Origin of the sequence: Terrisporobacter petrolearius (genome assembly GCF_020748185.1) — a bacterium.
Lineage (GTDB): Bacteria > Bacillota > Clostridia > Peptostreptococcales > Peptostreptococcaceae > Terrisporobacter > Terrisporobacter petrolearius.
This window is the reverse complement of sequence record NZ_JAHZMO010000017.1, coordinates 1-26,280: the sequence shown is the minus strand read 5'-3', so window position 1 is coordinate 26,280 and position 26,280 is coordinate 1. Positions and strand designations below refer to the sequence as shown.

Here is a 26,280-nt window from a genome sequence, read left to right as displayed (position 1 = left end):
ACCTCAGTATTTTTTATTCAAATACTGAGGTATTTCTAATTATACTTCCATGATTATTGGTAATATCATTGGGTTTCTCTTAGTTTTTATATATAAATATTCCTTTAAGTTTTCTTTAATATTATTTTTTAAATATGCCCATTCTTTTATATTCTTTTCTTCACATTCAGTTAAAACATCTTTTATTACTTTCTTAGCTCCATCCATTAGATCCTCTGATTCTCTAACATAAACAAATCCTCTAGATATAATGTCTGGCCCAGCAAGCACTTTACCATCTTCTTTAGATATAGTAACAACTACTATCATAAGTCCATCTTCAGATAAATGTTTTCTATCTCTTAGAACTATGTTTCCTACATCTCCTACTCCAAGTCCATCGACAAGTACATTTCCTGTCGGTACTGTGGCAGTAATTTTTGCAGAGTTTCTATCTAATTCTAAAATTTGACCAGTTTGCATCACAAATACGTTTTGGTCTGGCATACCAAGCTCATTAGCTAATTCTGCATGACGTTTTAACATTCTATATTCTCCATGAACTGGCATAAAGAATTTTGGCTTAACCATTCTGTTTATAAGCTTTAAATCTTCCTGAGCAGCATGACCTGATACATGTATATCAGCTATATCGTTGTAAACAACCCTCGCTCCTCTTTCAAATAAAAGATTTATCACTTTTGAGATTAGCTTTTCATTTCCTGGTATTGGATGAGCTGAAATTATTACTAAATCTCCTTTTTTAATTTCCACTTTTTTGTGTTCGCTACTTGACATTCTAGCAAGAGCCGACATTGGTTCTCCCTGAGTTCCTGTAGTTATAATTACTAATTCTTTGTCATCATATTTAGATAGGTCATTTAAGTCGACTAATGTATCGTCTTCCATCTCTAAATAGCCAAGTTCTTTAGCAACACCTATTACATTAACCATTGATCTTCCTGAGACAGCAACTTTTCTATTAAATTTAACAGCCGTATTTATTATTTGTTGTAATCTATGAATATTTGACGCAAAAGTAGATACTATAATTCTACTACCATTCGCCTTTCTAAATAAATCATCAAGACCTGCTCCTACTGTTCTTTCAGACATAGTAAACCCTGGTTTTTCCACGTTTGTACTATCCGCTAACATTAAAAGAACTCCCGCACTTCCAAGCTCACATATTCTGTGAATATCCATAACATCTCCATCTATCGGTGTAAGATCAATCTTAAAGTCTCCTGTATGGAAAATAACCCCTTGCTCTGTGTGTACAGCCAGCGAACAAGACCCTGGTATACTATGGTTATTTTTTATAAATTCTACACTAATATTTTTAAGCTTAATTATTTGTTTAGGAGTAACAACATTTAATTTTACATTATTAAGTTTATGTTCTTTTAATTTAACCTCGATTAGTCCAATACTAAGTCTAGTTCCGTACACAGGTACATCGATTTTTTTAAGTATATATGGAAGAGCTCCAATATGATCTTCATGTCCATGTGTTATAAATATACCTTTTACCTTGTCCTTATTTTTTAGTAAATAAGTTATATCAGGTATAACTATATCAACACCTAACATTTCATCTTCTGGAAAACTTAACCCCGCATCTATTACAACAATCTCATCCTTATACTCTATTACGGTCATGTTTTTGCCTATCTCGTTAAGACCACCTAAAGCCATTACTTTAACTTTGTTGGTGTTTTTCTTAAACAATTGCATCATCTCCTCTGTCTATTCAATTTTCAATTTAATGTTGCATATAAAAATAATATTAAATCACGCACTTTTTACCAACTAAGTTTATTGTATCATAAATTTCCTTATATTTTAAGTATATTTAAAATACTTTTATCCATTATCTAGATAAAATACTTTTTTAATATACAAAATCAACAAAAGTAAAAAGATATAAGTTCTATTTAGAACTTATATCTTTGTTGCAGTCTTGACATAATCCATAAAATTTAACATCATGGTCTAATATTTTAAACTTATAAGCACTTTGTATTTCTTTTTCTACATTGTCCATTAAATCATCTTCAACTTCAATTATTTTTCCACATTTTTTACAAATTAAATGGTGGTGATTATGAGTCTCTGATTTATTTAAATTAATTTCGTACCTAATACATCCATCATCTAAGTTTAGTTTTGATATTACTCCAATTTCATCTAATAACTGCATTGTTCTATAAACTGTTGCAAGTCCTATTTCTGGACAATTCTCCCTGACTAAATCATAAATTTCTTCACTGCTTAAATGTCTATTTTCATTATCAAGAAGAATATTAATTATAGCTCTTCTTTGAGGAGTTATTTTTAGTCCTGATTCCTTTAATTTAATTTTTAAATTTTCCATTGTATTACACATAATACCACCCGTTTTCAATTGATAATCTTTTGTAATTATTGTAAATGATAAATTCACTCATGTCAATATTTAGAAAATTATTAATATATTTATTTTTTTATAACCATATTTATTATGCTTAGTTATAAATAAATTCATGTAATATTTTTAAGTTCCTGTCTTTTCCCCATTTAATTACATATTGTGAATTGTGTTTTAACCTTCCGTCTTCTCTATATTCGTTACTAGGGAATTCCAATTGTTTTATTTTATAATTAGTTAAATCCCTTGATATTATTGCTAGGTCTAAAATTTTATCTGGAGATACGCTAACATTTACATATTTAAGTAGTATTTTTATCAATTCTGGATATTTAAAAACTGATACTTTTGATAGTTTATAAGCTAAGCTTTCTAACACCCTTCGTTGTCTAGCATCCCTATAAAAACAGTTGTCTATTTTTCTAAGTCTACAATAAGCTAATGCTTGATATCCATTTAGTAAATGATTGCCACTACTAGTTATATATTCTATATTATTACCCTTATTTTCAATTTCTAATCCATAACATGCATCTATTACTTTATTTAGTCCATCAACTTCTCTGTCCTCAATATTAACTTCTACTCCTCCTAGTACATTTATAACATCTACAAAACTTTTAAAGTCTACAACAGCATAGTCTTTTAAATTAAGGTTAAAATTATAATTTATTGTTTTAAGTAATAAGTCGCAGCCTCCATATGCAAAAGAGTGGTTTACTTTGTCATATCCTTTTCCAGGTATATATACTAATGTATCCCTAGCTATAGATGTAAGTTTTAAGGCTTTGTTTTTATTATCTATAGTTAGAATAATCATAGTATCAGCTCTAGAAGTTTTATCTCCTATACCATCTTTTCCTATTAATAATATATTATAAATTTCTTTTTCTGTGTAAGAATCTATGTCTTTAGCAAAAACACTGTTATTTGATATTATTGGAAAAATTATTATAAGTATTATGCTTATTAGAATCTTTTTTTTCATTTTGTCATCTCCTTTGCTTTTTTCAATATTTTCCCCAGTGATTTTAAAATTAAACTCTATAATTAGATATATTATTTTTTAATTTTGAATAAAAAAAAACTACCTGTAAAGGTAGTCTTTTTTATTAGAATTCATCGTCGTTAAGTCCTTCTTCGTCCATTAATGTATTATAAACATCAACAACTATCTCATACTCTTTATCATCTTCTAAAGGAACTAACATTTCTCCTTCTTCATCTTGGTCTATTCTAAATACTAAGGCCTCATCACTATCTTCGTCATCAACAGGCATTAATATAGCATATTCCTTATCATTAGCTTCTAAAGTTAATATTACTTCAAATTCACTTTCTACTCCATTTTCATCAATTAAGCTTATTATATTATCTTGCATCTAGATCACCTCAATTTCTTTCTTCTTTTTTATATTATATATTATACTAAGATAATTTCAAATATATTATTAAAATATTATTAGAAATTTCTTTGTAAGTCTAAGTAACCTTGTAATATTATTACCGCTGCCAGCATATCTATTACTTTTTTTCTATTTTCTCTTCTAACATTACCTTCAATTAAAGATCTTTCTGCTGCCACTGTAGATAATCTTTCATCCCAAAATTCTATTGGTAAATTTGTTTCTTGCTTTATTAGTTCACAAAATTTTTGAACTTTTTCTCCTTGTTGTCCTACGGTACCATTCATGTTCTTAGGTAATCCTGATACTATTTTATTTACTTGTTTTTCTGAAATTATCTTTTTAATTTCTTCTATGTCTTTTTTCTTGCCAACTCTTTTAATAGTTGTTACACCTTGAGCAGTTAATCCCATTAAATCACTTACTGCAACTCCTATAGTTTTATCTCCTATATCAAGGCCCATTATTCTTCCATCAAGCATGTTTTATCTCCTTTATGTAGCCATCATCATCCGTCTTAATTTTCACATAAATATAATTAATATGGACATCTATTATTTTATCTTATTTTATTTTTCTCATACCTTATTTTATATTATATTTAAAAAATTAGCCAGAATTAAATCCTGGCTAATTTAATTTTCTATTCTATTTTATCATTAAAAATTATCATGTTAATACTTATAATTAATATTGGTATTAATATATATATAGAAGCTGTAGCAGCTGCTACTATTCCAGAATCATTAACTAGTAATGTTACTACGCATCCAACCATAGATGCAATAAATCCTTTAAATATCATTGGATATTTATTAGATATATTTTTCATATGTTTAGAAGGTCTAAATATAAATATACCAACTACTGCTATTCCAGTTAATAAGATGTTAACCCAAACAGTAGACCTTGCTAGTTTTAAATTCATTGAAATTTTTCTAGAGAAGGTTAATATTATGACACTTGGCCCCTTTTGAAGTATTTCCATTACAAATGCTCCTAAGTGAGATTCTGTTCCCATTAGTATATCTAACCCAGCAAATCCTAACACTAATAAAATCGCTGCAAAACCTACTATTATTATTTTCTTTAAGTCTAACTTAACACCATATATCAACATCATAAATATTAAAAATGCAACACATTCAGATATAGCTGCCCCAACATTGGCTCCCATAAATGGTGCTGCCGTTGTTATTAATAGTACAATAAATAATACTCCAACTAACCATTTGTGTATTCTTTCTTTATTTAATAAAACTGCTAGACCAAATATGGCGCTTCCTATAATAACACCTTGGTATTCATTACCTACCCCATAGTATCTAGCACCTACTATAGCATCATAACTCATCACACTATATTTCATAAAGAATGTTCCAATTATTGAGTCAAATACTACTAGTCCTACTGTTAGTAAAGCATAATATGACATTTGTTTTATATCACTATTTTTAAATAATAATCGCCCAGACAAATATATTAAAATACTAATTACTACAACACTTATTATTATACCAGTCTGAGTTTTAGCATTAAATATTGGTGCAGATAGTAATGCTAGAGGCATTATTAGCCCTAATTTAATAAATTCTTTCAAAACTGTAAATACTTTATCCTTATAAGATAATTTATTTTTAAATAGTAAAGCTAGCATTGCTATTACACCTGATGCAGATACAATCCCTACAAAAACATTAACTAAAGTAGATCTTACACTATTTATGGAAACTATCTTTTCATATTGGTTGGATAAATAATTTACATTATCATTTTTTTCAATATGGTCAAATGCTCTACCTATCATAATATTACTAGATAATCCAAATTCCTTTAGTATATCCACACCTAAATCTAAATTTGCAATTATACCATCCCTTCTTGTAGTAGCACTTGATAGCAATCCTTTTTTAGAATCACTAAACTTAATTACTGGAGATAAACGTCTTTTATTATTGTAATCCAACTTACTTTGAAATTCACTTACAATATATACTACATCATTTTCACCTACCATATTGAATACTTCGCTTAAGTAATTATTTATATTGGCATATACATTTTTTTTAGTATCTTTATAAGTTTTTTCATTTAGATTAGATTTATATTCATCTAATCTGTATGTATCACCTAATTCTATAAATAAGGCATCATTATCCTTATAATATGATTTAGTTTCTTTGATTAATTTTTCGTAGTCTGTTTTTATTCCATAAGGCATAGATAAATCTTTTATATTTATATTATCTACATTACCTGTATTAACTCTACCAAAATTATCCATACATATTAACCCAGCATTTCTTATTTTTACTATATTATTATTTTTTACTATGTCACTATTTCCTAAAAGCGCAATTTTCTTATCAGCATCTGATAGTGTTTGACCTAGCGCCCCTAGTGTAGAACCATAACTACCTTTTTCAATGTTAACGTTAATAGATGCATTAATATCCAAATTATTTATACCCTTGGGATTTTTTCCTATGGCAGACTTGTACATTAATCCATTGTCTTTATTTAAGTTTTCAAAAGAAATAGGACCATTGCTAATAACATTAGCTCTGCCTCCTGCACCTATACTAGCATATGACCTTGCATCGTCATTTCCTTGATCACCTCTAGTATTCATCAAACCAATGTATCCACTCTTGCTTAACTTTTCTTTTAAAGCAGGTATTCTTTGTAAATCATTTATATTAGATCTATTCATACTTATATAAATAACTTTACCTTCTCCTGTTGTTGTTGCAAAGGAATATTTAGGAATAAACCCTATACATATCATAACTACTGACAATAATGATATTATTTTTTTCATCATTATAACTGACCCACTTTCTATTTTGATAAATTACACTTGAGAGTTTCTTCTAACAATTCATCTCTTTCTTATTTTCTTGTTACTGTTGTAGTGTCTTTTTTATGAAATCCCTTAAACTAAAGATATTTAATCAACTACTTTTCATTTCATAAAAAACTATGTATATAAATATGTTTGTTCATTAATTATTAACAAAATTTTTGAACTCTTCTCTTTATAGTTATAAATTATCATTTAATAATTTTAATACAATTTTATTTACTTATTCTTATTAAAATACTTATATTTTTTTAAAAATTAGCCAGAATTAAATTCTGGCTAATTTAAATATCTATTCTATTTTATCATTAAAAATTATCATGTTAATGCTTATGATTAATATTGGAATTAATATATATATGGATGCTGTAGCAGCTGCTACTATTCCAGAATCATTAACTAACAATGTTATTAAGGATCCTACCATAGATGCAATAAATCCTTTAAATATCATTGGATATTTATTGGATATATTTTTCATATGTTTAGATGGTCTAAATATGAATATACCAATTACAGCGATTCCTACTAGTAATATATTTACCCACACAGATGATTTAGCTAGCTTTAAATTCATAGATATTTTTCTACCAAATGTATTAAATATAGCTTGTGGTCCCTCTTGTAATATTTGTTGAGTAAATACTCCTAAATGAGACTCCATACCTAACATTAAATCTAATCCTGCAAATATTAAAACCAATACAATTGCTGATAGTCCTAATATCATGATTTTTTTGAAGTCTAACTTAACATCAAATATTAGCATAATAAATAATAGATATGCTATACATTCAGATATGGCACCTCCAACATTTGCCCCCATTGAAGGAAATGCACTTGTAATCAGTATTACAACTGATAAAACTATGGTAAACCACTTTGGTATTTTTTTGTAATTAAGAAGTACAGATAGGGCAAATACTGCACTTGCTATTGTTACTCCTTCATACTCATTACCAACTCCATAATATCTAGCTCCGACTATTGCGTCATAACTCATTATGCAATTTTTCATAAGAGGTGTTCCTATAATTGAATCAAGAACTATTAAAGCTATTGTAAGAAATGCATAATATCCCATTTGTTTAATATCATTGTCTTTAAAGAGTAATCGTCCTGATAAATAAAGTAAAATTGTCATTGTTACAACACCACTTACTAATCCTAATTGACTCTTAAAATTAAATATGGGTGATAGTAACAAGGTTAAAGGCATTATCAATCCTAACTTAATTAACTCTTTTAATATTACGAATATTTTTTCTTTGTGAGGTAATTTATCCTTGCATAGTAAGGCTAACATTGCTATTACCCATGATGCAGAAACAATTCCCACAAAAGTATTTACAACAGTAGCTCTTATATTATTTATTGAGACTATTTTTTCATATTGTGAAGTTAGGTAATTTATATTATCATCTTTTTCAATATTGTTTAATGTTCTTCCTATCATAGCTTCATTTTTTAGGCCGAACTCACTTAAAATATCAACACCTAAATCTAAATTAGCTATTATTCCATCTCTTCTTGTTGTTGCACTTTCTAATAATCCTTTTTTATTATCAGAAAATTTAATAACAGGGGCTAGACGTCTTTTATTATTATAGTCTAGAGTACTCGGAGACTCACTTACAATATACACAACATCATTTTCACCTATCATATTAAATACTTCTTTTAAATATGTATTTATATAAAAGTAAATTTGCTTTCTTGTTTTGTTATATGTATTTTCATTTAAATTTAATTTGTACTCATCTAGTCTATATGTATCTCCAAGTTCTACAAACAAAGCATCACTGCTCTTATAATATGTTTTAGTGTCAGCAGTTAATTTGTCATAGTCTGTTCTTAATCCATAGGGCATATTTAAATCTTTTACAGTAATATTATCCACATTTCCAGAGTCTACACGACCTGAAGTGTCCATACATATTAATCCTGTATTTCTTATTTTTTTTAGTTGATTATTTTCTACAATATCACTATTACCTAATAGTGCTACCTTTTTGTTATTATCAGATAATGTTTGACCAAGTAGTCCTAATGTAGAACCATAACTTCCACTTTCAATATTGTTATTAATAGACTTATTGATCGCTAGGTTATTTATACCTTTTGGATTTTCTCCTGTAGATGCCTTGTATATTTTACTATTTTCATCATTTAGATTTTCAAAAGATATAGCTTCGTTATTAACTACATTTGCTCTACACCCAGCACCTATACTAGCATATGATCTTGCATCGTCATTTCCTTGATCACCTCTAGTATTCATTAAACCAATATATCCACTCTTGCTTAGTTTTTCTTTTAGAATAGGTATTCTTTGTAAGTCTTTTATATTAGCCCTATTCATGCTTATATAGATGACTTTACCTTCTTCTGCTGCAAAGGAATAATTTGGAATAACTCCAATACATATCATGATTAATAATAATAATGATATTATTTTTTTCCTCATTATAATTGACCCACTTTCTATTTTGATAGATAACTCTTAAGAATTTCTTCTAGTAACTCATCTCTTTCGTATTTTCTTATTGCTGTTCTAGCGTCTTTGTGGCCTGTTATATAACTAGAGTCACCAGATAGGATATATCCTATCATTTGATTGATAGGATCATATCCCTTTTCTTGTAAAGCTTGGTAAACATAATTTATTGTTTCTCCTACGCTCATACTTTTATTTTCTGTAACTCCTTCGAATTTTACTGTATAATCGAAATTATTATCCAAAATAATTCCCCCTTTCAGTTATTTAATTTGGCCTTTTATAACCTCACTTGCATAACTTAAAGCTTCGTCTACTTTTGATATATCAGTTGCTCCAGCTTGTGCCATGTTTGGTCTTCCGCCACCTTTACCATTAGCTATTTTTGCAACTTCTCTAACAATATTTCCTGAGTGTATACCTTTTTCTATTACATCATTTGTTGCAGTAACAACAAAGTTTACTTTATTATCTACTACATTTGAAAGAACTACTACACCACTTCCTACTTTATCTCTTAGAGAGTCTGCTGTTTCTTTTAATGAGTTCATGTCTATTCCTTCAAACTTAGCACACAGTAAACTTACTCCAGATACATCAACTTTTGAGTCTAATAAAGCATCAACTGATTGTAAATTTAATTTAGTTTTTGCATCTTGTAATTCTTTAGTTAAAGATTTATTTTCTTCTACTAAAGTATGTGCTCTTTGAACTAAATTATCTTCTTTTGTTTTTAAAGCTATACATATGTCATTTATTACTGTATCTCTGTTTGTTAAATATTCATAAACAGCTTTACCAGTTATAGCTTCAATTCTTCTAACACCAGCTGCTACTCCTCCTTCAGATAGTATTTTGAATAATCCAACTTGAGAAGTATTGTTAAGGTGAGTTCCTCCACAAAGCTCTACTGAATAATTGCCCATAGATACAACTCTTACCTCATTACCATACTTTTCGCCAAAGAGTGCCATAGCTCCTTTTTCTTTTGCATCTTTTATATTCATAATTTCGCAATTTATGTCTAATGCGTCTAAAATAGCAGTATTTACTTTTTCTTCTACTAGTTTTAACTCTTCTTTTGATATTGGTTCAAAATGAGTCACGTCAAATCTTAATCTTTCTGGAGTTACTAAAGAACCAGCTTGGTTAACATGATCACCTAAAACTTCTTTTAATGCTTCATGTAACAAATGTGTTGCAGTATGGTTTCTTGCACAATCCATTCTTATTTCCTTGTCAACTTTTGATTCTAATTTATCATTTACATTTATTTTACCTTTTTTAACAAATCCTATGTGCTTTATCGTGTTATTTGCACCCTTTTTAGTATCAACAACTTCAAATATAGCATCTTTATTTTCTAATGTACCTATATCTCCAGCTTGTCCTCCACCTTCTGCATAAAAAGCAGTTTCATTTAGTACTACTATAGCTTTTTCACCTTCACATATAGTATTTGTAACTTTATCGCCTTTAACTATAGCAGTAACATTACCACATACATTTAAGTTTTCATATCCATCAAATGTTGAAGCTATACTTTCATCTAATGTTGATAGTGGATCTTCTTTCCAACTTTCGTCTTCCATAGCACCTCTATCAGCTCTAGCTCTTTGTCTTTGTGCTTCCATTTCTTTTTGGAATCCGTCTTGATCTATTTCAAATCCTTGCTCTTCAAGAATTTCCTGAGTTAAGTCCATAGGGAATCCATAAGTATCGTATAATTTAAATGCCTTTTCTCCACTTAAAACTTTTTCATTACTTTCTTTTAATTCATCTATATAAGAATTTAATATCTCAACACCTTGGTCTAAAGTTTCGTTGAATTTTTCTTCTTCTATTTTAATTACTTTTTTAACGTAACTTTCTTTTTCTACTATTTCTGGATATGCTTCTCCACTTACTTTTTTAACTCTGTCAAATAATATATATAAGAAATCCTCTTTAATTCCTAATAATTTACCGTGACGAGCTGCTCTTCTAAGTAGTCTTCTAAGAACATATCCTCTTCCTTCATTAGAAGGTAATACACCATCAGCTATTAAGAAACTCATTGCTCTCATATGATCAGTTATTATTCTTATAGACACATCATTTTTAGAGTCTTGTCCATATTTAACATTAGCTAATTCTTCGATTCCTTCAATAATATATTTTATAGTATCTATTTCAAATATGTTGTCTACGTCTTGCATTATACAAGCCATTCTTTCAAGCCCCATACCAGTATCTATGTTTTTGTTAGCTAGTTCTGGATAAGTTCCATCTTCTTGTCTATCAAACTGAGTGAAAACTAAGTTCCAAAATTCTAAATATCTATCACAATCACATCCTGGCTTACAGTCTGGACTTTCACATCCAAATTTTTCACCTCTATCAAAGTATATTTCTGAACAAGGTCCACATGGTCCAAGCCCTATCTCCCAGAAGTTATCATCTTTTCCAAGTCTAACCATTCTTTCTCCTGGCACACCAATTTCTTTAACCCAGTAATCGTAAGCTTCATCATCATTTAGATATACAGTTACCCATAGTTTATCTTCTGGTATCTGTAGTTGCTTTGTTATAAATTCCCATGCCCATGTTATAGCTTCTGCTTTAAAGTAATCTCCAAATGAAAAGTTACCCATCATTTCAAAAAAAGTACCATGTCTAGCAGTTTTACCAACATTTTCTATATCACCTGTTCTTATACATTTTTGGCAAGTAGACATTCTTTTACTTGGTGGTACTTCCACTCCTGAGAAATAATTTTTAAGTGGTGCCATACCTGAGTTTATAAGTAATAAACTTTTATCATTGTTTGGTATTAAAGATGCACTTTTACCTACATAATGTCCTTTTGATTCAAAGAACTCTAAAAATCTTTTTCTAATTTCATTAGCTCCTAAGTTTTGCATTAGCTTTACCTCCTATAAATTTATATCTTTTACTTTACAAATAAAATTTCCTATTTTTTCTATTGTTTAAGTAATATAATATTTTACTCAAAATTAATAAATATATTTTTAATTTACTTTACTTAAAATAAATTAAAAAACCTCGCACCTATATAAAACTATATAGGGGCGAGGTATATTCGCGGTACCACCCTAATTATCATAATAAATATGATATCTTCGGAAAACCTTAGCTATAACGTAACTACCGTCAATCTATACTTAATTTCCAGATTGATACTCCAAGACTGCTTCAAATATTCTACTCTAGGAGTTCTCACCATTTCTCCTTCTCTGTGAAGACCTTAAATATTTTACTACTTCTTTTCACTGTATTTAAATTATTTGTAAAATTATATTTTCTTATAGTAATTCTACTAAATTTTCAATTTATAATCAAGTATATTATAAACTTTTATCTATAATTCCTCCTCCAACTACTTTATCTCCTTGATACATTACAACAGATTGACCTTTGGTAATAGCCCTTTGAGGCTGGTCAAATACTATTCTTATTGAGTCTTTTCCATTATTATATACTGTAGCTGGTGATGGTTTTGCAGAGTATCTAATTTTAGCTTCAACTCTAATTGGTTCTGTAATCTCATCCACCGCTATTAGGTTAACATCTTTCGCGATTAATTCATTATTAAATAAATCGTCATTTGACCCTAAGATTACTTCATTAGTTTGTGGGTTTATATCAAGAACAAACATAGGTTTACCAAAAGCAATTCCTAGCCCTTTTCTTTGTCCTATTGTGTAATAAATTATTCCTTTATGTCTTCCTAAAATATTACCTTTAGTATCTACAAAGTTTCCTTCTTTAATACGTTTATTTGAATGTCTTTTTACATAGTTTGCATAATCATTGTCTTTTACAAAACAAATTTCTTGGCTATCAGGTTTATTGTGAACGTCCATTCCCATTTCTTTCGCGATTTCTCTTACTCTATCTTTTTCATAGTCTCCAATTGGAAGCAATGTATGTTCTAGTTGTTCTTGTGTTAAATTATATAGTGCATAAGTTTGATCTTTTTTATCAGTTACTGATTTCACCAAATAATTTCTACCAGTTTCTTCGTCTTTTTCAATCTTAGCATAATGGCCAGTTGCTACATAATCACAACCTAGTGCCATGGCTCTTCTGTATAAATCATCAAATTTTATATGCTTATTACATGCTATACAAGGGTTTGGTGTTCTTCCTTGTAAATATTCATCAATAAAATAATCTATTACTTTTTCTTTAAATACATCTTTAAAATTCAATACATAAAATGGTATGCCTATTTTGTCTGCAACAGCCCTTGCATCTTCTACTGCTGCCAATGAACAACATCCACCATCATTTTCTATTAGATCATATTCTTCATCATCTTGCCATAATTTCATAGTAACGCCGATTACTTCGTATCCTTGTTTTTTTAGTAAGTATGCAGCAACAGAACTATCTACCCCACCACTCATACCTATCATTACTCTTTTGCTCATTTTCTAAATCACCTCATTGTCTATATTATATATACTTTAAAAGAATTTTAAAAGTATATTTTTAAATTCTCAAAACTTCTTGCTTCTTTGACAAAAAAAATCTTTGAGATAAGTTACCCCAAAGATTTTATTTATTTTATATTAGTCTTCTTCTATATCATGGTGATGATCATGGTCATCGTCTATAACCACACCATCTAATTCTGGTATGTTTATATTATTTTTTTGTGCGTAATCTATTAATGCTGCTTTTATAGCTTGTTCTGCTAAAACTGAACAGTGCATTTTAACTGGTGGTAAACCATCTAGCGCTTCAGCAACAGCCTTATTAGTAATTTCTAAAGCTTCATGTATATTTTTACCTTTTACCATTTCTGTAGCCATTGATGAAGAAGCTATAGCTGAACCACATCCAAATGTTTGGAATTTAACATCCTTTATTATTTCATCTTCTATATCAAGGAATATTTTCATAATATCCCCGCATTTAGCATTTCCAACTTCACCTATTCCACTTGCATCTTCTATTTGTCCAACATTTCTTGGGTTTAAGAAATGATCCATTACTTTATCACTATATTGCATAATCTTTTCCTCCTAATATTTTCCTATATATCTATTCTAATTTATTATTTATTTTGTTCTTTTAAATATGTTTGATATAATGGCGATAATCCTCTAAGTCTTTCTATTACTTTTGGAAGGTGTTCTAATATATAATCTATATCGTCTTCAGTAGTAAAATCTCCAACAGTAAGTCTTAAAGAACCATGTGCCCATTCATGAGTTAATCCTATTGCCATTAATACGTGAGATGGATCTAGAGATCCTGATGTACAAGCAGAACCACTTGAACCTGCTATTCCTACTTGATCTAATAACAGCAATATCCCTTCACCTTCTATAAATTCAAACGAGAAGTTTGCATTACCCGGTAATCTATCAGTTCTGTGTCCATTTAATCTTGTATGAGGTATTCTTTCTAGTACACCTTCTATAAGTTTTTCTCTAAGTCTTGTTAATTCTGATACATGGTGTTCCATATTTTCTTTAGCAATCTCTGCTGCTTTTCCATATCCTACTATTGAAGGTATATTTTCAGTTCCAGCTCTTTTTCTTTTTTCTTGAGCTCCACCATGTATAAGATTGTGTATTCTTACACCTTTTTTCATATATAAAGAACCAATACCTTTTGGTCCATATATTTTATGAGAAGACATACTCATTAAGTCAACATCTATATCTTTAACATCTACTGGTATATTACCAGCTGCTTGAACTGCATCTGTATGCATTAAAGCACCATGTTCATGAGCTATTTTAGTTATTTCTTTTATAGGTTGTATAGTTCCTATTTCATTATTTGCATACATTATACTTACAAGTATAGTAGTATCTTTTATTTCTCTTTTTAATTGTTCTAAATCTACTTTTCCATTTTCATCAACATCTAGATAAGTAACTTCAAATCCATGTACTTTTTGTAAATATTCACAAGTATGAAGTATGGCATGATGTTCTATTTTACTTGTTATTATATGATTTCCTTTATCTCTTCTTGCAAAAGCAGTTCCCTCTAAAGCCCAGTTGTCACTTTCACTACCACCATTTGTGAAATATATTTCACTTGGATCTGCATTAATAAGTGATGCTACTTGTTTTCTAGATTTATCTAAAGCCGTTTTTGCTTCTCTTCCAAATAAGTGGAAACTTGACGCATTCCCAAAGTAATCAGTTAAATATGGCATCATTTCGTCTAATACTTCTTTTTTTACTGGAGTAGTAGCTGAATAATCCATGTATAGTCTTCTTTTTTCCATCATAAATTCATCTCCTATTTTTTATTATTCATTAACTTTGTTATATCAAATTCTTTTATGTTATTTTTCTTATTGTAGTCATCAACCATATCTTGTAGTGTAATGGAATTTAATACGTCTTCAATTCCTTTTTTTAACTTTTCCCATACTAATTTGGTAGAACAATCATTTGAGTTTTCACAGACTCCTTCATCAATAATGCATTGAGATAGTGCTACAGGTCCCTCAAGTATAGCAAGTACATCACCTACAGTAACTTCATCAGGTGCTTTATTAAGAAGATATCCGCCTTGCGCTCCTCTTACACTAGTTATTAATTTTGACTTCTTCAATGTAGAAAATATTTGTTCTAAATACTGCTCTGGTATTTTTTGTTTACTTGCAATCATGTTTAAAGGCATAGGCCCTTCATTTACATGCAAAGATAATTCAAATATTGCCTTAAGTCCATATTTACCTTTAGTTGATAATTTCATTTTTTATCACCCTCTGTGTCTATTCCAATTCATAGTAAACTTGTATGAATTACTTTGATATCATTGTATTATTTCCTACTGTTTTTGTCAAGATTATTTCTGACTATTTTTATCAGAATTAATTGCTTAACATTTAATGATAATTTATTTATACCCACAAATATAAAAAGATAACTTGAAAATTCAAATTATCCTTTAACAATTTTTTCTATTTACGATATATACTCCAATACCCAATTTGTTCAAATCCCAGCATTTTATAAATAGCACCTGCTGCTTCATTATCACAAAATAAACAAGGTATTCTATTTTCTTCTAGCAACTCATTACAAATCTTTATTAGGCATCTGGTTGCATAACTTCTATTTCTATATTTAGGGTGAGTTCCTACCCCTATAATCATAGCATTGTGCCTATTTTCTGAAGTTGTTTTAGCCATTGAAACTACTTTTCCTTCTCTTTCTATACAGTAACCTCTTCCAGTTTTTAAACTAGATTTAATATTGTCTACTGTTGTATCTTCAAATTCATCTATTTCTTCATATAATTTTACTATTTTACTTAAATTCCCAAATCTAATTTTTCTAAGCTTAACATTATCTTCTATGTACGGAGGTAGCAGGTTTTTATTAATTAATTTAAAAATATTAACTTTTCTATATTTTCCTAAGCAAATCTTTGTTTCTAATTTTTCCAGTCCTTGTGATTTTCCACAGACCTCTTCACAATTACTGTCGTTTATAAATTCTGCGAAATCATCTACATCAAACTTATCATAAGCATAAAATATAATAAATTCAAAACATTTTAGTAAAATACCTTCAATTTCTCCTTCTTCATTTATTCCACCATAAATGCTAAAAAAATAACTATCATAGCCATATCTTTCAATATCACTTAATAAAAATATATTCACTTCTTTTTCTTTATGCAAATATTCAATAACTTTCTTATGATAAGTACTATTTAGTCTTTGAATCATTAACATTCCCCCTGATATATGATTATCATTTATTAAAAACTCCTCAATATTAATCATAAGTTTATTTAATCTCACTTGCAATTAAAAATTATACTTACTAATATATATAATTAAATAATTAATTTTTTATGATTTTTATTGGTAATCTTTTATAAGAATTTTAAATTATTTAAAACAAATAATAATCTTATAAATATGTAAAAGGATGTGTAAAAATGACTGACAAAAAAAGACCTAGCACAAAAAAAATGAAGGATTACGAAAATGAAAAATTAGAAATAGCTAGCGAATTAGGAACAATTAATATGAATGACGTACAAGTAAATGTTAAAATAGCTGCACAAAATGAAGCAAAATATAGCAGTAAAACTACTACAAAACAACATAATTTAAATAATCAAATGAAAACTACACCTCACGAAAAAGTATAATTAAATCTTACTTGCAAAATAAAAATCAAGTATACCCTTGGTATACTTGATTTTTATTTTGATTTATTTTTAATTAATTTCCAATAATTTTCGAAAGAACTTTCATTTTTATTGTTACCATGAACGTAATATTTTTTATCCTTTATTGCATCTGGTAAATACTGCTGCTCTACGTAATGATTTTCAAAATTATGAGGATATTTGTATTCAATACCTCTACCTAATTTTTTAGCTCCAGCGTAATGAGCATCTTTTAAATGATTTGGAATTTCTCCTGTTTCAATATTATCCAAATCATGTAAAGCCATATCAATTGCATTTATGACTGAATTTGACTTTGGACATTGGGCCAAATATATAGTTGCTTGTGCAAGAGGTATACGTGCTTCGGGGAAACCTAATTGAAGAGCAGCAGAAACACAAGCCTCCGTTATAGTTATAGCCTGAGGAACTGCCAATCCCACATCTTCACTTGCAACACATAATAATCTTCTTGTTATGGATTGAATATCTCCTGCTTTCACTAATCTTGCCAAATAATGAACTGCACCATCAGCATCAGAACCTCTTAATGATTTATGAAATGCTGACAATATGGAATATCCATCATCTCCACCTTTATCATAATTTAACATCTTTATAGAAGAGCAATTTATAACATCATCTAGGGTTACTTTTACTGAATTATTTAGAATATCTATTCCCACATTAAATGCTAATTCAAGTTTATTCAAAGCACTTCTCATATCACCATTACAAGTATCTGCAATATACTCCAAAGCCTTATCTTCTATGTTAATTCTTTCATATGAATACAAACCTTTCATTTTTTTTACAGCTCTATTTAGTCCTTTTACTATATCATTTTTTACAATAGGCTTAAATTCAAATATTGTACTTCTACTTAAAATAGCCTTATATACTACAAAATATGGATTATCAGCAGTACTAGCTATTAATGTTACTGATCCATCCTCTATTACTTCTAATAAAGATTGTTGCTGTTTACGGTTAAGAGCTTGTATCTCATCAAGCATTAAAAGTATACCATTGTATGAAAACAAATCTTGTTTATTTGCATCAATTACTTCTTTTATTTCTTTCACTCCACAATTTACAGCATTTAACTTTACATACTTTTTATTTGTACAGTTTGCTATAATATTTGCAAGTGTTGTTTTTCCTGTGCCTGGCGGACCATACAATATCATATTAGGGATGGTATTGTTATCTAATAATTTATTTATAATTTTTCCTTTTCCAATTATATGAGATTGTCCTACCATATCATCTAAACTTTTAGGACGTAATTTATCTGCCAAAGGTTGCACATCTTTCACTCCTTTTATATGTAAAAAAGGTATCTTATAAAGATACCTTTTTATATTAATAATTACTTCTTACTTTTTTAAGTTCTGGTATTAACTTATCATTAAGAATTTTTATATGAGTCCCCTTCATACCTAGAGATCTAGACTCAATTACACCTGCACTTTCAAATTTTCTAAGAGCATTTACAATTACTGATCTTGTTATTCCTACTCTATCTGCTATTCTACTTGCAACAAGTAAGCCTTCACTTCCTTCTAACTCTTTGAAGATATGTTCTACTGCTTCTAATTCTGAGTAAGACAATGTTCCTATGGCCATTTGAACTACTGCAGTTTTTCTCATTTCATCTTCCATTTCTTCACTTAGACCTCTTAGAATTTCCATACCTATTACTGTAGCACTATACTCAGATATGACTAAATCATCATCTGTAAATATATCATTATATCTTGATATTACTAGTGTACCAAGTCTTTGTCCACTTCCTAGTATAGGAACTATTGTATGATATTTTTCTAATCTTCCTTGTTCATCTGGAAATACTTCTAATACTTTCTCTCCTGTTAGGTTTTCCAGTGTTTCATCAATTCTTAAAACTCTATCTGTATAAGCTTTAGGGAAAATTTGTAACTTAGTTTCTTCATCTTCTATAACAGAACTATCTTGAATATCTGTTAAATGAAGACCTATAACTTTTCCTTTTGCACTTATCACATATATATTAGCATCTAATACTTCCCCTAATGTTTCTGCTAATATATCAAATGATACACTACTGCCTCCGTTTGTTTGAAGAGTTTTGTTGATTCTTCTTGTCTTTTGTAATACTTCACTTGCCATTTAATCATCTCCTTAACGAAGTTTAAAGAATTTAATATTCTCTAGTTCCCTAGTCATTTACTTATTTTACCTATTTCATTCTAACACAAAAATGTACACTAAACAATAAATTGTTTGTATTTTTGCCAATATTCTGTCATCTCAATGATTTTATTCCAAAATTCTTCCTTCAGCCTTACACTCTTTATTAGAACATATCTCTTTTGTTTCGCTTTTTGTTTGTTTTTCTATCATGTAAGAACCACATTCTTTACAAATTTCTCCTGTAGGTTTGTACCAACTTATAAAATCACATTCCGGATAATTGGAACATCCATAAAAGGCTTTACCTTTTTTAGATTTTCTAAGAATAATGTCTCCTTCTTTACACTTAGGACATTTTACTCCTACTTTATTAACCAATGGTTTTGTATTTTTACAATCCGGATAGTTTTTACATGCCATAAATTTGCCAAATCTACCGTATTTAATAACCATATTTGAACCACATAGTTCACATATTTCGTCGGTTTCTTCATCCATATTAATTTTTTCTATTTTTTCGTTAGCTTCTTCTATAGCTTCCTTTAAAGGCTCATAGAACTCACCAACAACACTTTTCCATCTTATGTCGCCTTCTTCTATTTCATCTAATTTACTCTCCATCTGAACAGTAAAGTCAACATCTATGAATTTTTGGAAGTTTATATTTAAAATATCAGTTACTATCATTCCTAACTCTGTTGGATGTAAACTAGTTCCTTGTTTTTCAACATAACCTCTATTTAGTACAGTTGTTATTGTAGGAGCGTAAGTACTTGGTCTACCTATACCAAGTTCTTCTAAAGTTTTAACTAAACTAGCCTCAGTGAATCTTGCCGGTGGCTGAGTAAAGTGCTGAGAAGGCATAAATTGATTAACTTCCAGCTCATCACTTTCTTTTATTGGAGGTAAAATTTTATCTTCTCTTTCTGTAAAATTATAAATCTTAGTATATCCATCAAATTTCATTACTGATCCTGTTGCTCTAAATAATGCATTACCTATTTTACAATCTACATTTATAACATCGAATACAGAGTCTTCCATCTGACTAGCTACAAATCTTCTCCAAATCAAGTTATAAAGCTTAAATTGATCTTTACTTAATGAACTTTTCACACTATTTGGTGTTCTAAGTACTGAGGTTGGCCTAATAGCTTCATGAGCATCTTGTACTTTTTTCTTATCTTTAGTCTCTTTTTTATCTGTATTAACTTTATAGTAGTTTTCTCCTAATTCTTCTAAGATATATGATTTTGACTTTTCCTTAGCTTCTTCGGATATTCTCTTTGAGTCTGTTCTTATGTATGATATAAGACCTACTGTTCCTTCTCCTTCAATATCCACACCTTCATATAACTCTTGAGCTATTATCATTGTCTTTTTAGTTGTAAAAGATAACTTGTTAGCTGCATCTTGTTGAAGCATACTAGTTGTAAATGGCTTTGGAGCAGATTTTCTTCTTGTTTTTGATTCAATTTTTTCTACTATTAATTTTCCATTTTTTAAATCATCTAAAATTTTATTTACTTCTTCTTCATTATTTAAATCTATTTTTTCATTATTAAATGATACGAATTTAAATAATACAATTTCTCCATCTTGAGTTTTTCCTTCAATTTCTAAATTCCAATATTCTCTAGGTACAAATTCGTTAATTTCTCTTTCTCTTTCACATATTAATTTTGTTGTTACTGATTGTACCCTACCTGCACTAAGTCCTTTTCTTACTTTTGCCCAAAGGATAGGACTTATTTGATATCCTAAAAGTCTATCTAATACTCTTCTCGCTTGTTGGGCATCTACAAGTTTTAAATCAATATTCCTAGGACTTTTTATAGCTTTTTTAATAGCATCTTTTGTTATCTCATTAAACTCTATTCTGCATTTATCATTTTCGTCAATACCAAGTATATATGATAAATGCCAAGAGATTGCCTCTCCTTCTCTATCAGGGTCAGTTGCCAGATATACTTTCTTAGCTTTTTTAGCTTCTTTTTTTAATTCTTTTATTAAATCACCTTTACCTCTGATATTAATATATCTTGGTTCAAAATCATTATCTATATCAACACCTAAAGTACTTTTAGGTAAATCTCTAACATGACCAACTGAAGCCTTTACAGTATAATGGCTTTTTCCTAAGAATTTTTCTATTGTTTTAGCTTTTGCAGGCGATTCCACAATTACCAATGTTTTCGCCATTTTTGCACCCCCACCCTTAAATTATTTTAGTTTATGCTAAACATTTTATTATTCATTTCAACAACTAAGTCTCTTAGTAATAATTCATTTATTATAGTATTAACATTTTTTATATCAATACCAGTAGTATCACAAATTTCATTAATTTGCAACATACCTTGCCTTTTTATAACCTGAATAATTTTTAATGCTTCATTACTTAAATCCTTAATATCATATTCTATACTATTTTTATTATTATTAAAACCACTATTATTATATTCATTTAAAATATCATCAATATTTTCTATTAGTTTTGCACCCTCTTTAATTATTTTGTGACAACCTTTGCTTAAATCTGAATTTATATAACCAGGAACTGCAAATATATTTTTACCTTGGTCTAACCCTAGATCAGCAGTAATTAAAGCACCACTTTTTTCTCCTGCTTCTACAACAATAACACCATCACTTATTCCACTAATAATTCTATTTCTACATGGAAAGTTGCCTCTAGTGGTAATATGACCTACATTATATTCAGATAAAATTAATCCTCCGTCTTCTAAAATTTCATTAGCAAGAGCTTCATTAGTTGATGGTCGAATATTATCTAAAGATGATGCTAGGACTGCTATAGTCTTGCTTTTTCCCTTTATACATCCTCTATGACAACAAGAATCTATTCCTAAGGCAAGTCCACTTATTATATTAATACCTACTTGAGATAATTCATAACTTATACGGTGTGCACAATTTACTCCATAGGGAGTAGGTTTTCTAGAACCAACCATTGCTATATTTAAGTTATTATTTATTATAGACAAATCTCCTTTATAAAATAATAATAAAGGTGGACTATAAATATTTCTAAGTTTTTCTGGATATTCATCATCTTCTATACAAATATACTGAATAGAGTTTTTGTATAGTTTTTCTTTAATTTCATCTAAATTGAAACGACTAATATATTTTACTAGATTTTCTTTAATATTTAAACTTATATTTTTCAAATTATATATATCTTTTTCACTAAGACTTATAATTTCCTCTACACTTCCCACTTCTCTAATTATTTTTCTAAGTGTTATAGTACTTAATCCTTTTATGGATTCTATATATAGGTAAATATCTTTTTTATTCATAATTTACTCCAATCTAGAATTAAAATATGTATAATAAGCCTTTCTAAACGAGTAAGACTCTAATACATGGCTTGAGTTTATATCCTCTTCTCCTTCTAAATCCGCTATTGTTCTTGCAATCTTAATTAATTTTGTATAACTTCTATTACTTAACTCATGCTTATTATAAATTTCATTTAAAATATTTTTTGTATTATTATCTAATTCACAGTATTTGTCTATCATAGATGTAGACATCTCGTTATTTGTACTTATTAATTCATTCTTAAATCTTTGTCTTTGTATTTCTCTTGCTTTTTCAACTCTAGCCCTTATTTGTGAAGATGTTTCTTCATGAGATTGTTCATTAAGTTTTTTAAAAGGTATTTGAGTTACTTCCACAAATATATCAAATCTATCTAAGAGTGGTCCTGATAATTTATTTCTATATCGAATAATATCAAAACTTTGACAACGGCATTGTGTTTTTGATAAATACAAACCACATGGACAAGGGTTCATAGCTCCAATAACTAGCATATTACAAGGATACTTCACATTTTGTCTTACTCTAGCTATATTCACATATTTATCTTCCATAGGTTGCCTTAAACACTCTAGTATTCTTCTATCAAATTCTGCTATTTCATCTAAAAACAATACTCCTCTATGAGATAAAGTAATCTCTCCTGGTTTTGAATTAAATCCTCCTCCTACTAAAGATTGCTTTGTTGTGCTGTGGTGAGGAGATCTGAATGGTCGCTCTCTAATAATTCCATATTCTTCATTAATTAATCCTGCAATGCTATAGATCTTGCTTATTTCAATCATTTCTTCTTTATCTAATTTAGGTAGTATGGTCCTAATGCGTTTTGCTATCATAGTTTTGCCTGATCCAGGAGGACCCACCATCATAAGATTATGATTTCCTGCAGCACATATTTCAGCGGCCCTTTTAGTAAAATAGTTACCTTTAACATCTTTAAAATCTTCTGTATAATTAAACTTTACATTATCTACTTCTAAGTCTTTATAGATAAAAGGTCTTCTTTTATTTTCATTAAAATAATTAATACACTCTTTTAATGTTTTAACAGGTATAATTTCTATTCCATCAATAAAATTACTTTCACTTAAGTTATCGTAGGGGATGAAAATTCTTTTGAAATTTTCTTTTTTTGCCCCAATAACTAAAGATAAAATTCCCTTTACTTTTCTCAAGTGTCCGTCTAAAGATAACTCTCCTACAAAAACACACTCATTTAAGTAAGAATCATCTTTATTTAAATACTTTCTTAATATACCAATTGAAATAGGTAAATCTAAAAATGAACCCTCTTTTTTAATATCTGCTGGTGATAAATTAACTACTATTCTTGAGTTTGGAAAATCATAACCACTATTGATTATGGCAGATTTTACTCTTTCTCTTGCTTCCCTTACTTCTGTACCAGGAAGTCCTACCACATTAAATGATGGAATTCCTCTACTTATATCCGTCTCTACCTTTACTAAAAAGCTGTCTATTCCTATCAAATTATTAGAATTTATTATACTTAACATATTTCCCCTTTCTTAAAAAGCATTTACAATATGATTTATTTTCTTTTCATTAAAATAAATTTCAATTACATCAAACCTAATAGATAGATTTTCTAAAGAATTGTCTAAAATATAATATTTAGCCACATTAGTTATTTTTCTTTTTTTCTTATAGTTAACTGACTCTGATGGATATCCATAGTTTAAGTTACTTCTACTTTTTACTTCAACAAAAACTAACTCTCCATTTAATTTTGCTATTATATCAACTTCGCCCATTTTCGTTCTGTAATTTTTTTCTATTATTTTTCCACCTTTTGAAATAATGTATTTAAATGCAATTTCTTCACCTAGTTTACCTTTTTCAATATTATTCATATTTTCACCTTACTATTTTTATTATGTGATTATTGTCAAGGTAATTGTCATATATACAAATTTTTTTATAATTGATAAATTATTCCAATAAATATATGATTATTAAGAAGGGGTTGGTGAAATTAATTATTAAAAAGGGGGATAATTAATGTCTAGAAAAAAATCTAGAAAGAAAAGAAAAAGTAATAACAAATTATTTTGGATTATAATAATTGTTATTTGTATTATGGGAGCTTTTTTCATATATAAAGGCGTAAAAAATGATACAAAAGAGAGCAATAAAGGCAATACTATTCCTATATTTAACGAAAACGTTGAGACTTATGAAGCTTCCATATTAGCTGCTGGAGATGTTATGGTCCATACTCCTCAGCTTCAGGCACAATATGATCATTCCACTGGGGTTTATAACTTTGATAATAACTTTAAGTATGTGAAAAAATATATCGAAGATGCTGATTATAGCTTAGCTAATTTGGAGACAACATTAGCTGGTAATGATGTATATCAATATAGCTCCTATCCTACGTTTAACTCACCTGACGAGTTAGCTGATGCACTAAAAAATGCTGGTTTTGATTTATTGTCAACAATAAATAATCATAGTTTTGATAAAAGCGATTTAGGGGTTAAAAGAACTTTATCAACCTTAAGAAAAAAAGGATTCGATACGGTTGGTACAAGAGAAAAGTCTTCTGACAATGAATACATAATAAAAGATATAAATAATATTAAAGTCGGTATTACATCCTATTCTTATGGAGAAGTAAAAAACAATAATAAGTATTTAAATGGTATCAAAATATCTGAAGAATGTGAGGATAAAATGAATGTTTTTGATTCCTCAGATGTAAATAAGGCATTTAAAACTATTTCTTCTACAACAGACAAAATGAAAGATTCAGATTTACAAGTGGTTATTATACATTGGGGTATAGAATATGCAAGAAAGGAAACAGATTTCCAAAAACAATTGGCTCAAAAGCTTTGTGATGATGGAGTTGATATTATAATAGGTTCTCATCCTCATGTAGTAGAACCAATAGAAACAATTACATCCACAGATGGGAAAAACGAAACACTTGTAATTTACTCCTTAGGAAATTATATCTCTAATCAAAGAAGAGAAACTGTAGGCTCATATAGTGAAGATGGGTTGATGGTTAATATTGATATAAGTAAAAAAAGTAATGAAAAAGAAGCTAAAGTAAATAAAGTCACTTGTATACCTACTTGGGTTAATAAGTATAATAAGGGTTACAAAAACGTATACGAAATTATTCCAATAGAAGATAAAAGTGATTTGAATTCAATTACCTCTTTAAATAAACATAATGTAAAACAATCATATAACAATACAGCTTCTTTAATAGATGATTCTGATATAGTTACTGTAGTAGACAGTCCTTTTAAGTAAACTATTGCTTATAAATAGGGAATGTAAAATAAAGTGTGTAAGTTGACAAGATTGTTGTCAGCTTATGCACTTTTTTGATTATAGAGTGTGATACCATTAAGGAAAGGAACTTAAAAAGATGAGGTATGATACTATGGTTAGA

At 28.7% G+C, this 26,280-nt stretch carries 22 protein-coding genes and 1 other annotated feature; of the genes, 2 read left to right on the top strand and 20 right to left on the bottom strand.

What is annotated here, in order from left to right; all coding sequences use genetic code 11:
• Positions 1–39 precede the first annotated feature (39 nt).
• The 14 genes from K0040_RS11305 to K0040_RS11240 all read right to left on the bottom strand — a co-directional run bounded on the left by K0040_RS11305 (position 40) and on the right by K0040_RS11240 (position 16,869).
• Positions 40–1,716: a ribonuclease J gene (locus K0040_RS11305; protein ID WP_228108908.1), complete on the bottom strand. Its 1,677-nt coding sequence runs from the start codon at positions 1,714–1,716 to the stop codon at positions 40–42.
• A 196-nt stretch (positions 1,717–1,912) separates the two neighbouring features.
• On the bottom strand, positions 1,913–2,368 hold the full coding sequence (locus K0040_RS11300; RefSeq protein WP_206923986.1) for a Fur family transcriptional regulator: 456 nt from the start codon (positions 2,366–2,368) through the stop codon (positions 1,913–1,915).
• A gap of 118 nt (positions 2,369–2,486) precedes the next feature.
• Positions 2,487–3,377 carry an LCP family protein gene (locus K0040_RS11295; RefSeq protein WP_228108907.1) on the bottom strand — a complete coding sequence of 297 codons (891 nt, stop codon included), beginning with the start codon at positions 3,375–3,377 and terminating at the stop codon, positions 2,487–2,489.
• A 124-nt stretch (positions 3,378–3,501) separates the two neighbouring features.
• Positions 3,502–3,771, bottom strand: coding sequence for a DUF1292 domain-containing protein (locus K0040_RS11290; protein WP_074915529.1), 270 nt, complete (start codon positions 3,769–3,771; stop codon positions 3,502–3,504).
• A gap of 80 nt (positions 3,772–3,851) precedes the next feature.
• Positions 3,852–4,277, bottom strand: coding sequence for a Holliday junction resolvase RuvX (gene ruvX / locus K0040_RS11285; protein WP_228108906.1), 426 nt, complete (start codon positions 4,275–4,277; stop codon positions 3,852–3,854).
• Between the two features lie 161 nt (positions 4,278–4,438).
• Positions 4,439–6,616 (bottom strand): hypothetical protein, encoded by a 2,178-nt coding sequence (locus K0040_RS11280; protein WP_228108905.1) that lies wholly within the window; start codon positions 6,614–6,616, stop codon positions 4,439–4,441.
• 334 nt (positions 6,617–6,950) lie between these two features.
• Entirely contained in the window at positions 6,951–9,125 is a 2,175-nt protein-coding gene (locus tag K0040_RS11275; RefSeq protein WP_228108904.1) for a hypothetical protein, read from the bottom strand.
• 17 nt (positions 9,126–9,142) lie between these two features.
• A complete protein-coding gene (locus K0040_RS11270; protein ID WP_148556337.1) occupies positions 9,143–9,400 on the bottom strand; it encodes an IreB family regulatory phosphoprotein in 258 nt (85 codons plus the stop codon).
• 18 nt (positions 9,401–9,418) lie between these two features.
• Complete coding sequence (alaS, locus tag K0040_RS11265; RefSeq protein WP_228108903.1) at positions 9,419–12,058, bottom strand: alanine--tRNA ligase; 2,640 nt, start codon at positions 12,056–12,058, stop codon at positions 9,419–9,421.
• Positions 12,059–12,219: 161 nt separating this feature from the next.
• Positions 12,220–12,437 (bottom strand) — a binding site (T-box leader).
• Positions 12,438–12,502: 65 nt separating this feature from the next.
• Positions 12,503–13,591, bottom strand: coding sequence for a tRNA 2-thiouridine(34) synthase MnmA (gene mnmA / locus K0040_RS11260; RefSeq protein WP_228108902.1), 1,089 nt, complete (start codon positions 13,589–13,591; stop codon positions 12,503–12,505).
• Between the two features lie 141 nt (positions 13,592–13,732).
• Positions 13,733–14,176, bottom strand: coding sequence for a Fe-S cluster assembly scaffold protein NifU (nifU, locus tag K0040_RS11255; RefSeq protein ID WP_228108901.1), 444 nt, complete (start codon positions 14,174–14,176; stop codon positions 13,733–13,735).
• A 44-nt stretch (positions 14,177–14,220) separates the two neighbouring features.
• Positions 14,221–15,411: a cysteine desulfurase NifS gene (nifS, locus tag K0040_RS11250; protein WP_228108940.1), complete on the bottom strand. Its 1,191-nt coding sequence runs from the start codon at positions 15,409–15,411 to the stop codon at positions 14,221–14,223.
• 14 nt (positions 15,412–15,425) lie between these two features.
• Entirely contained in the window at positions 15,426–15,887 is a 462-nt protein-coding gene (locus K0040_RS11245; RefSeq protein WP_228108900.1) for an RrF2 family transcriptional regulator, read from the bottom strand.
• Between the two features lie 208 nt (positions 15,888–16,095).
• Positions 16,096–16,869: a GNAT family N-acetyltransferase gene (locus K0040_RS11240; RefSeq protein ID WP_228108899.1), complete on the bottom strand. Its 774-nt coding sequence runs from the start codon at positions 16,867–16,869 to the stop codon at positions 16,096–16,098.
• Between the two features lie 215 nt (positions 16,870–17,084).
• On the opposite strand from K0040_RS11240, the gene K0040_RS11235 reads away from it, so the two are divergent.
• A complete protein-coding gene (locus K0040_RS11235) occupies positions 17,085–17,300 on the top strand; it encodes a hypothetical protein (RefSeq protein ID WP_228108898.1) in 216 nt (71 codons plus the stop codon).
• Positions 17,301–17,353: 53 nt separating this feature from the next.
• Here K0040_RS11235 and K0040_RS11230 read toward each other — a convergent pair whose 3' ends face one another.
• The 6 genes from K0040_RS11230 to K0040_RS11205 all read right to left on the bottom strand — a co-directional run bounded on the left by K0040_RS11230 (position 17,354) and on the right by K0040_RS11205 (position 24,721).
• Positions 17,354–18,631: a replication-associated recombination protein A gene (locus K0040_RS11230; protein WP_228108897.1), complete on the bottom strand. Its 1,278-nt coding sequence runs from the start codon at positions 18,629–18,631 to the stop codon at positions 17,354–17,356.
• A gap of 55 nt (positions 18,632–18,686) precedes the next feature.
• Positions 18,687–19,472 (bottom strand): GTP-sensing pleiotropic transcriptional regulator CodY, encoded by a 786-nt coding sequence (codY, locus tag K0040_RS11225; RefSeq protein WP_228108896.1) that lies wholly within the window; start codon positions 19,470–19,472, stop codon positions 18,687–18,689.
• Positions 19,473–19,622: 150 nt separating this feature from the next.
• Positions 19,623–21,698, bottom strand: a complete 2,076-nt coding sequence (gene topA, locus K0040_RS11220; RefSeq protein WP_228108895.1) for a type I DNA topoisomerase — start codon at positions 21,696–21,698, stop codon at positions 19,623–19,625.
• A gap of 26 nt (positions 21,699–21,724) precedes the next feature.
• Positions 21,725–22,822, bottom strand: coding sequence for a DNA-processing protein DprA (gene dprA, locus K0040_RS11215; RefSeq protein ID WP_228108894.1), 1,098 nt, complete (start codon positions 22,820–22,822; stop codon positions 21,725–21,727).
• 3 nt (positions 22,823–22,825) lie between these two features.
• A complete protein-coding gene (locus K0040_RS11210) occupies positions 22,826–24,364 on the bottom strand; it encodes a YifB family Mg chelatase-like AAA ATPase (protein WP_228108893.1) in 1,539 nt (512 codons plus the stop codon).
• 12 nt (positions 24,365–24,376) lie between these two features.
• Positions 24,377–24,721, bottom strand: a complete 345-nt coding sequence (locus tag K0040_RS11205) for a YraN family protein (protein WP_228108892.1) — start codon at positions 24,719–24,721, stop codon at positions 24,377–24,379.
• Positions 24,722–24,869: 148 nt separating this feature from the next.
• On the opposite strand from K0040_RS11205, the gene K0040_RS11200 reads away from it, so the two are divergent.
• Positions 24,870–26,138: a CapA family protein gene (locus K0040_RS11200; RefSeq protein ID WP_228108891.1), complete on the top strand. Its 1,269-nt coding sequence runs from the start codon at positions 24,870–24,872 to the stop codon at positions 26,136–26,138.
• Positions 26,139–26,280: the final 142 nt, after the last annotated feature.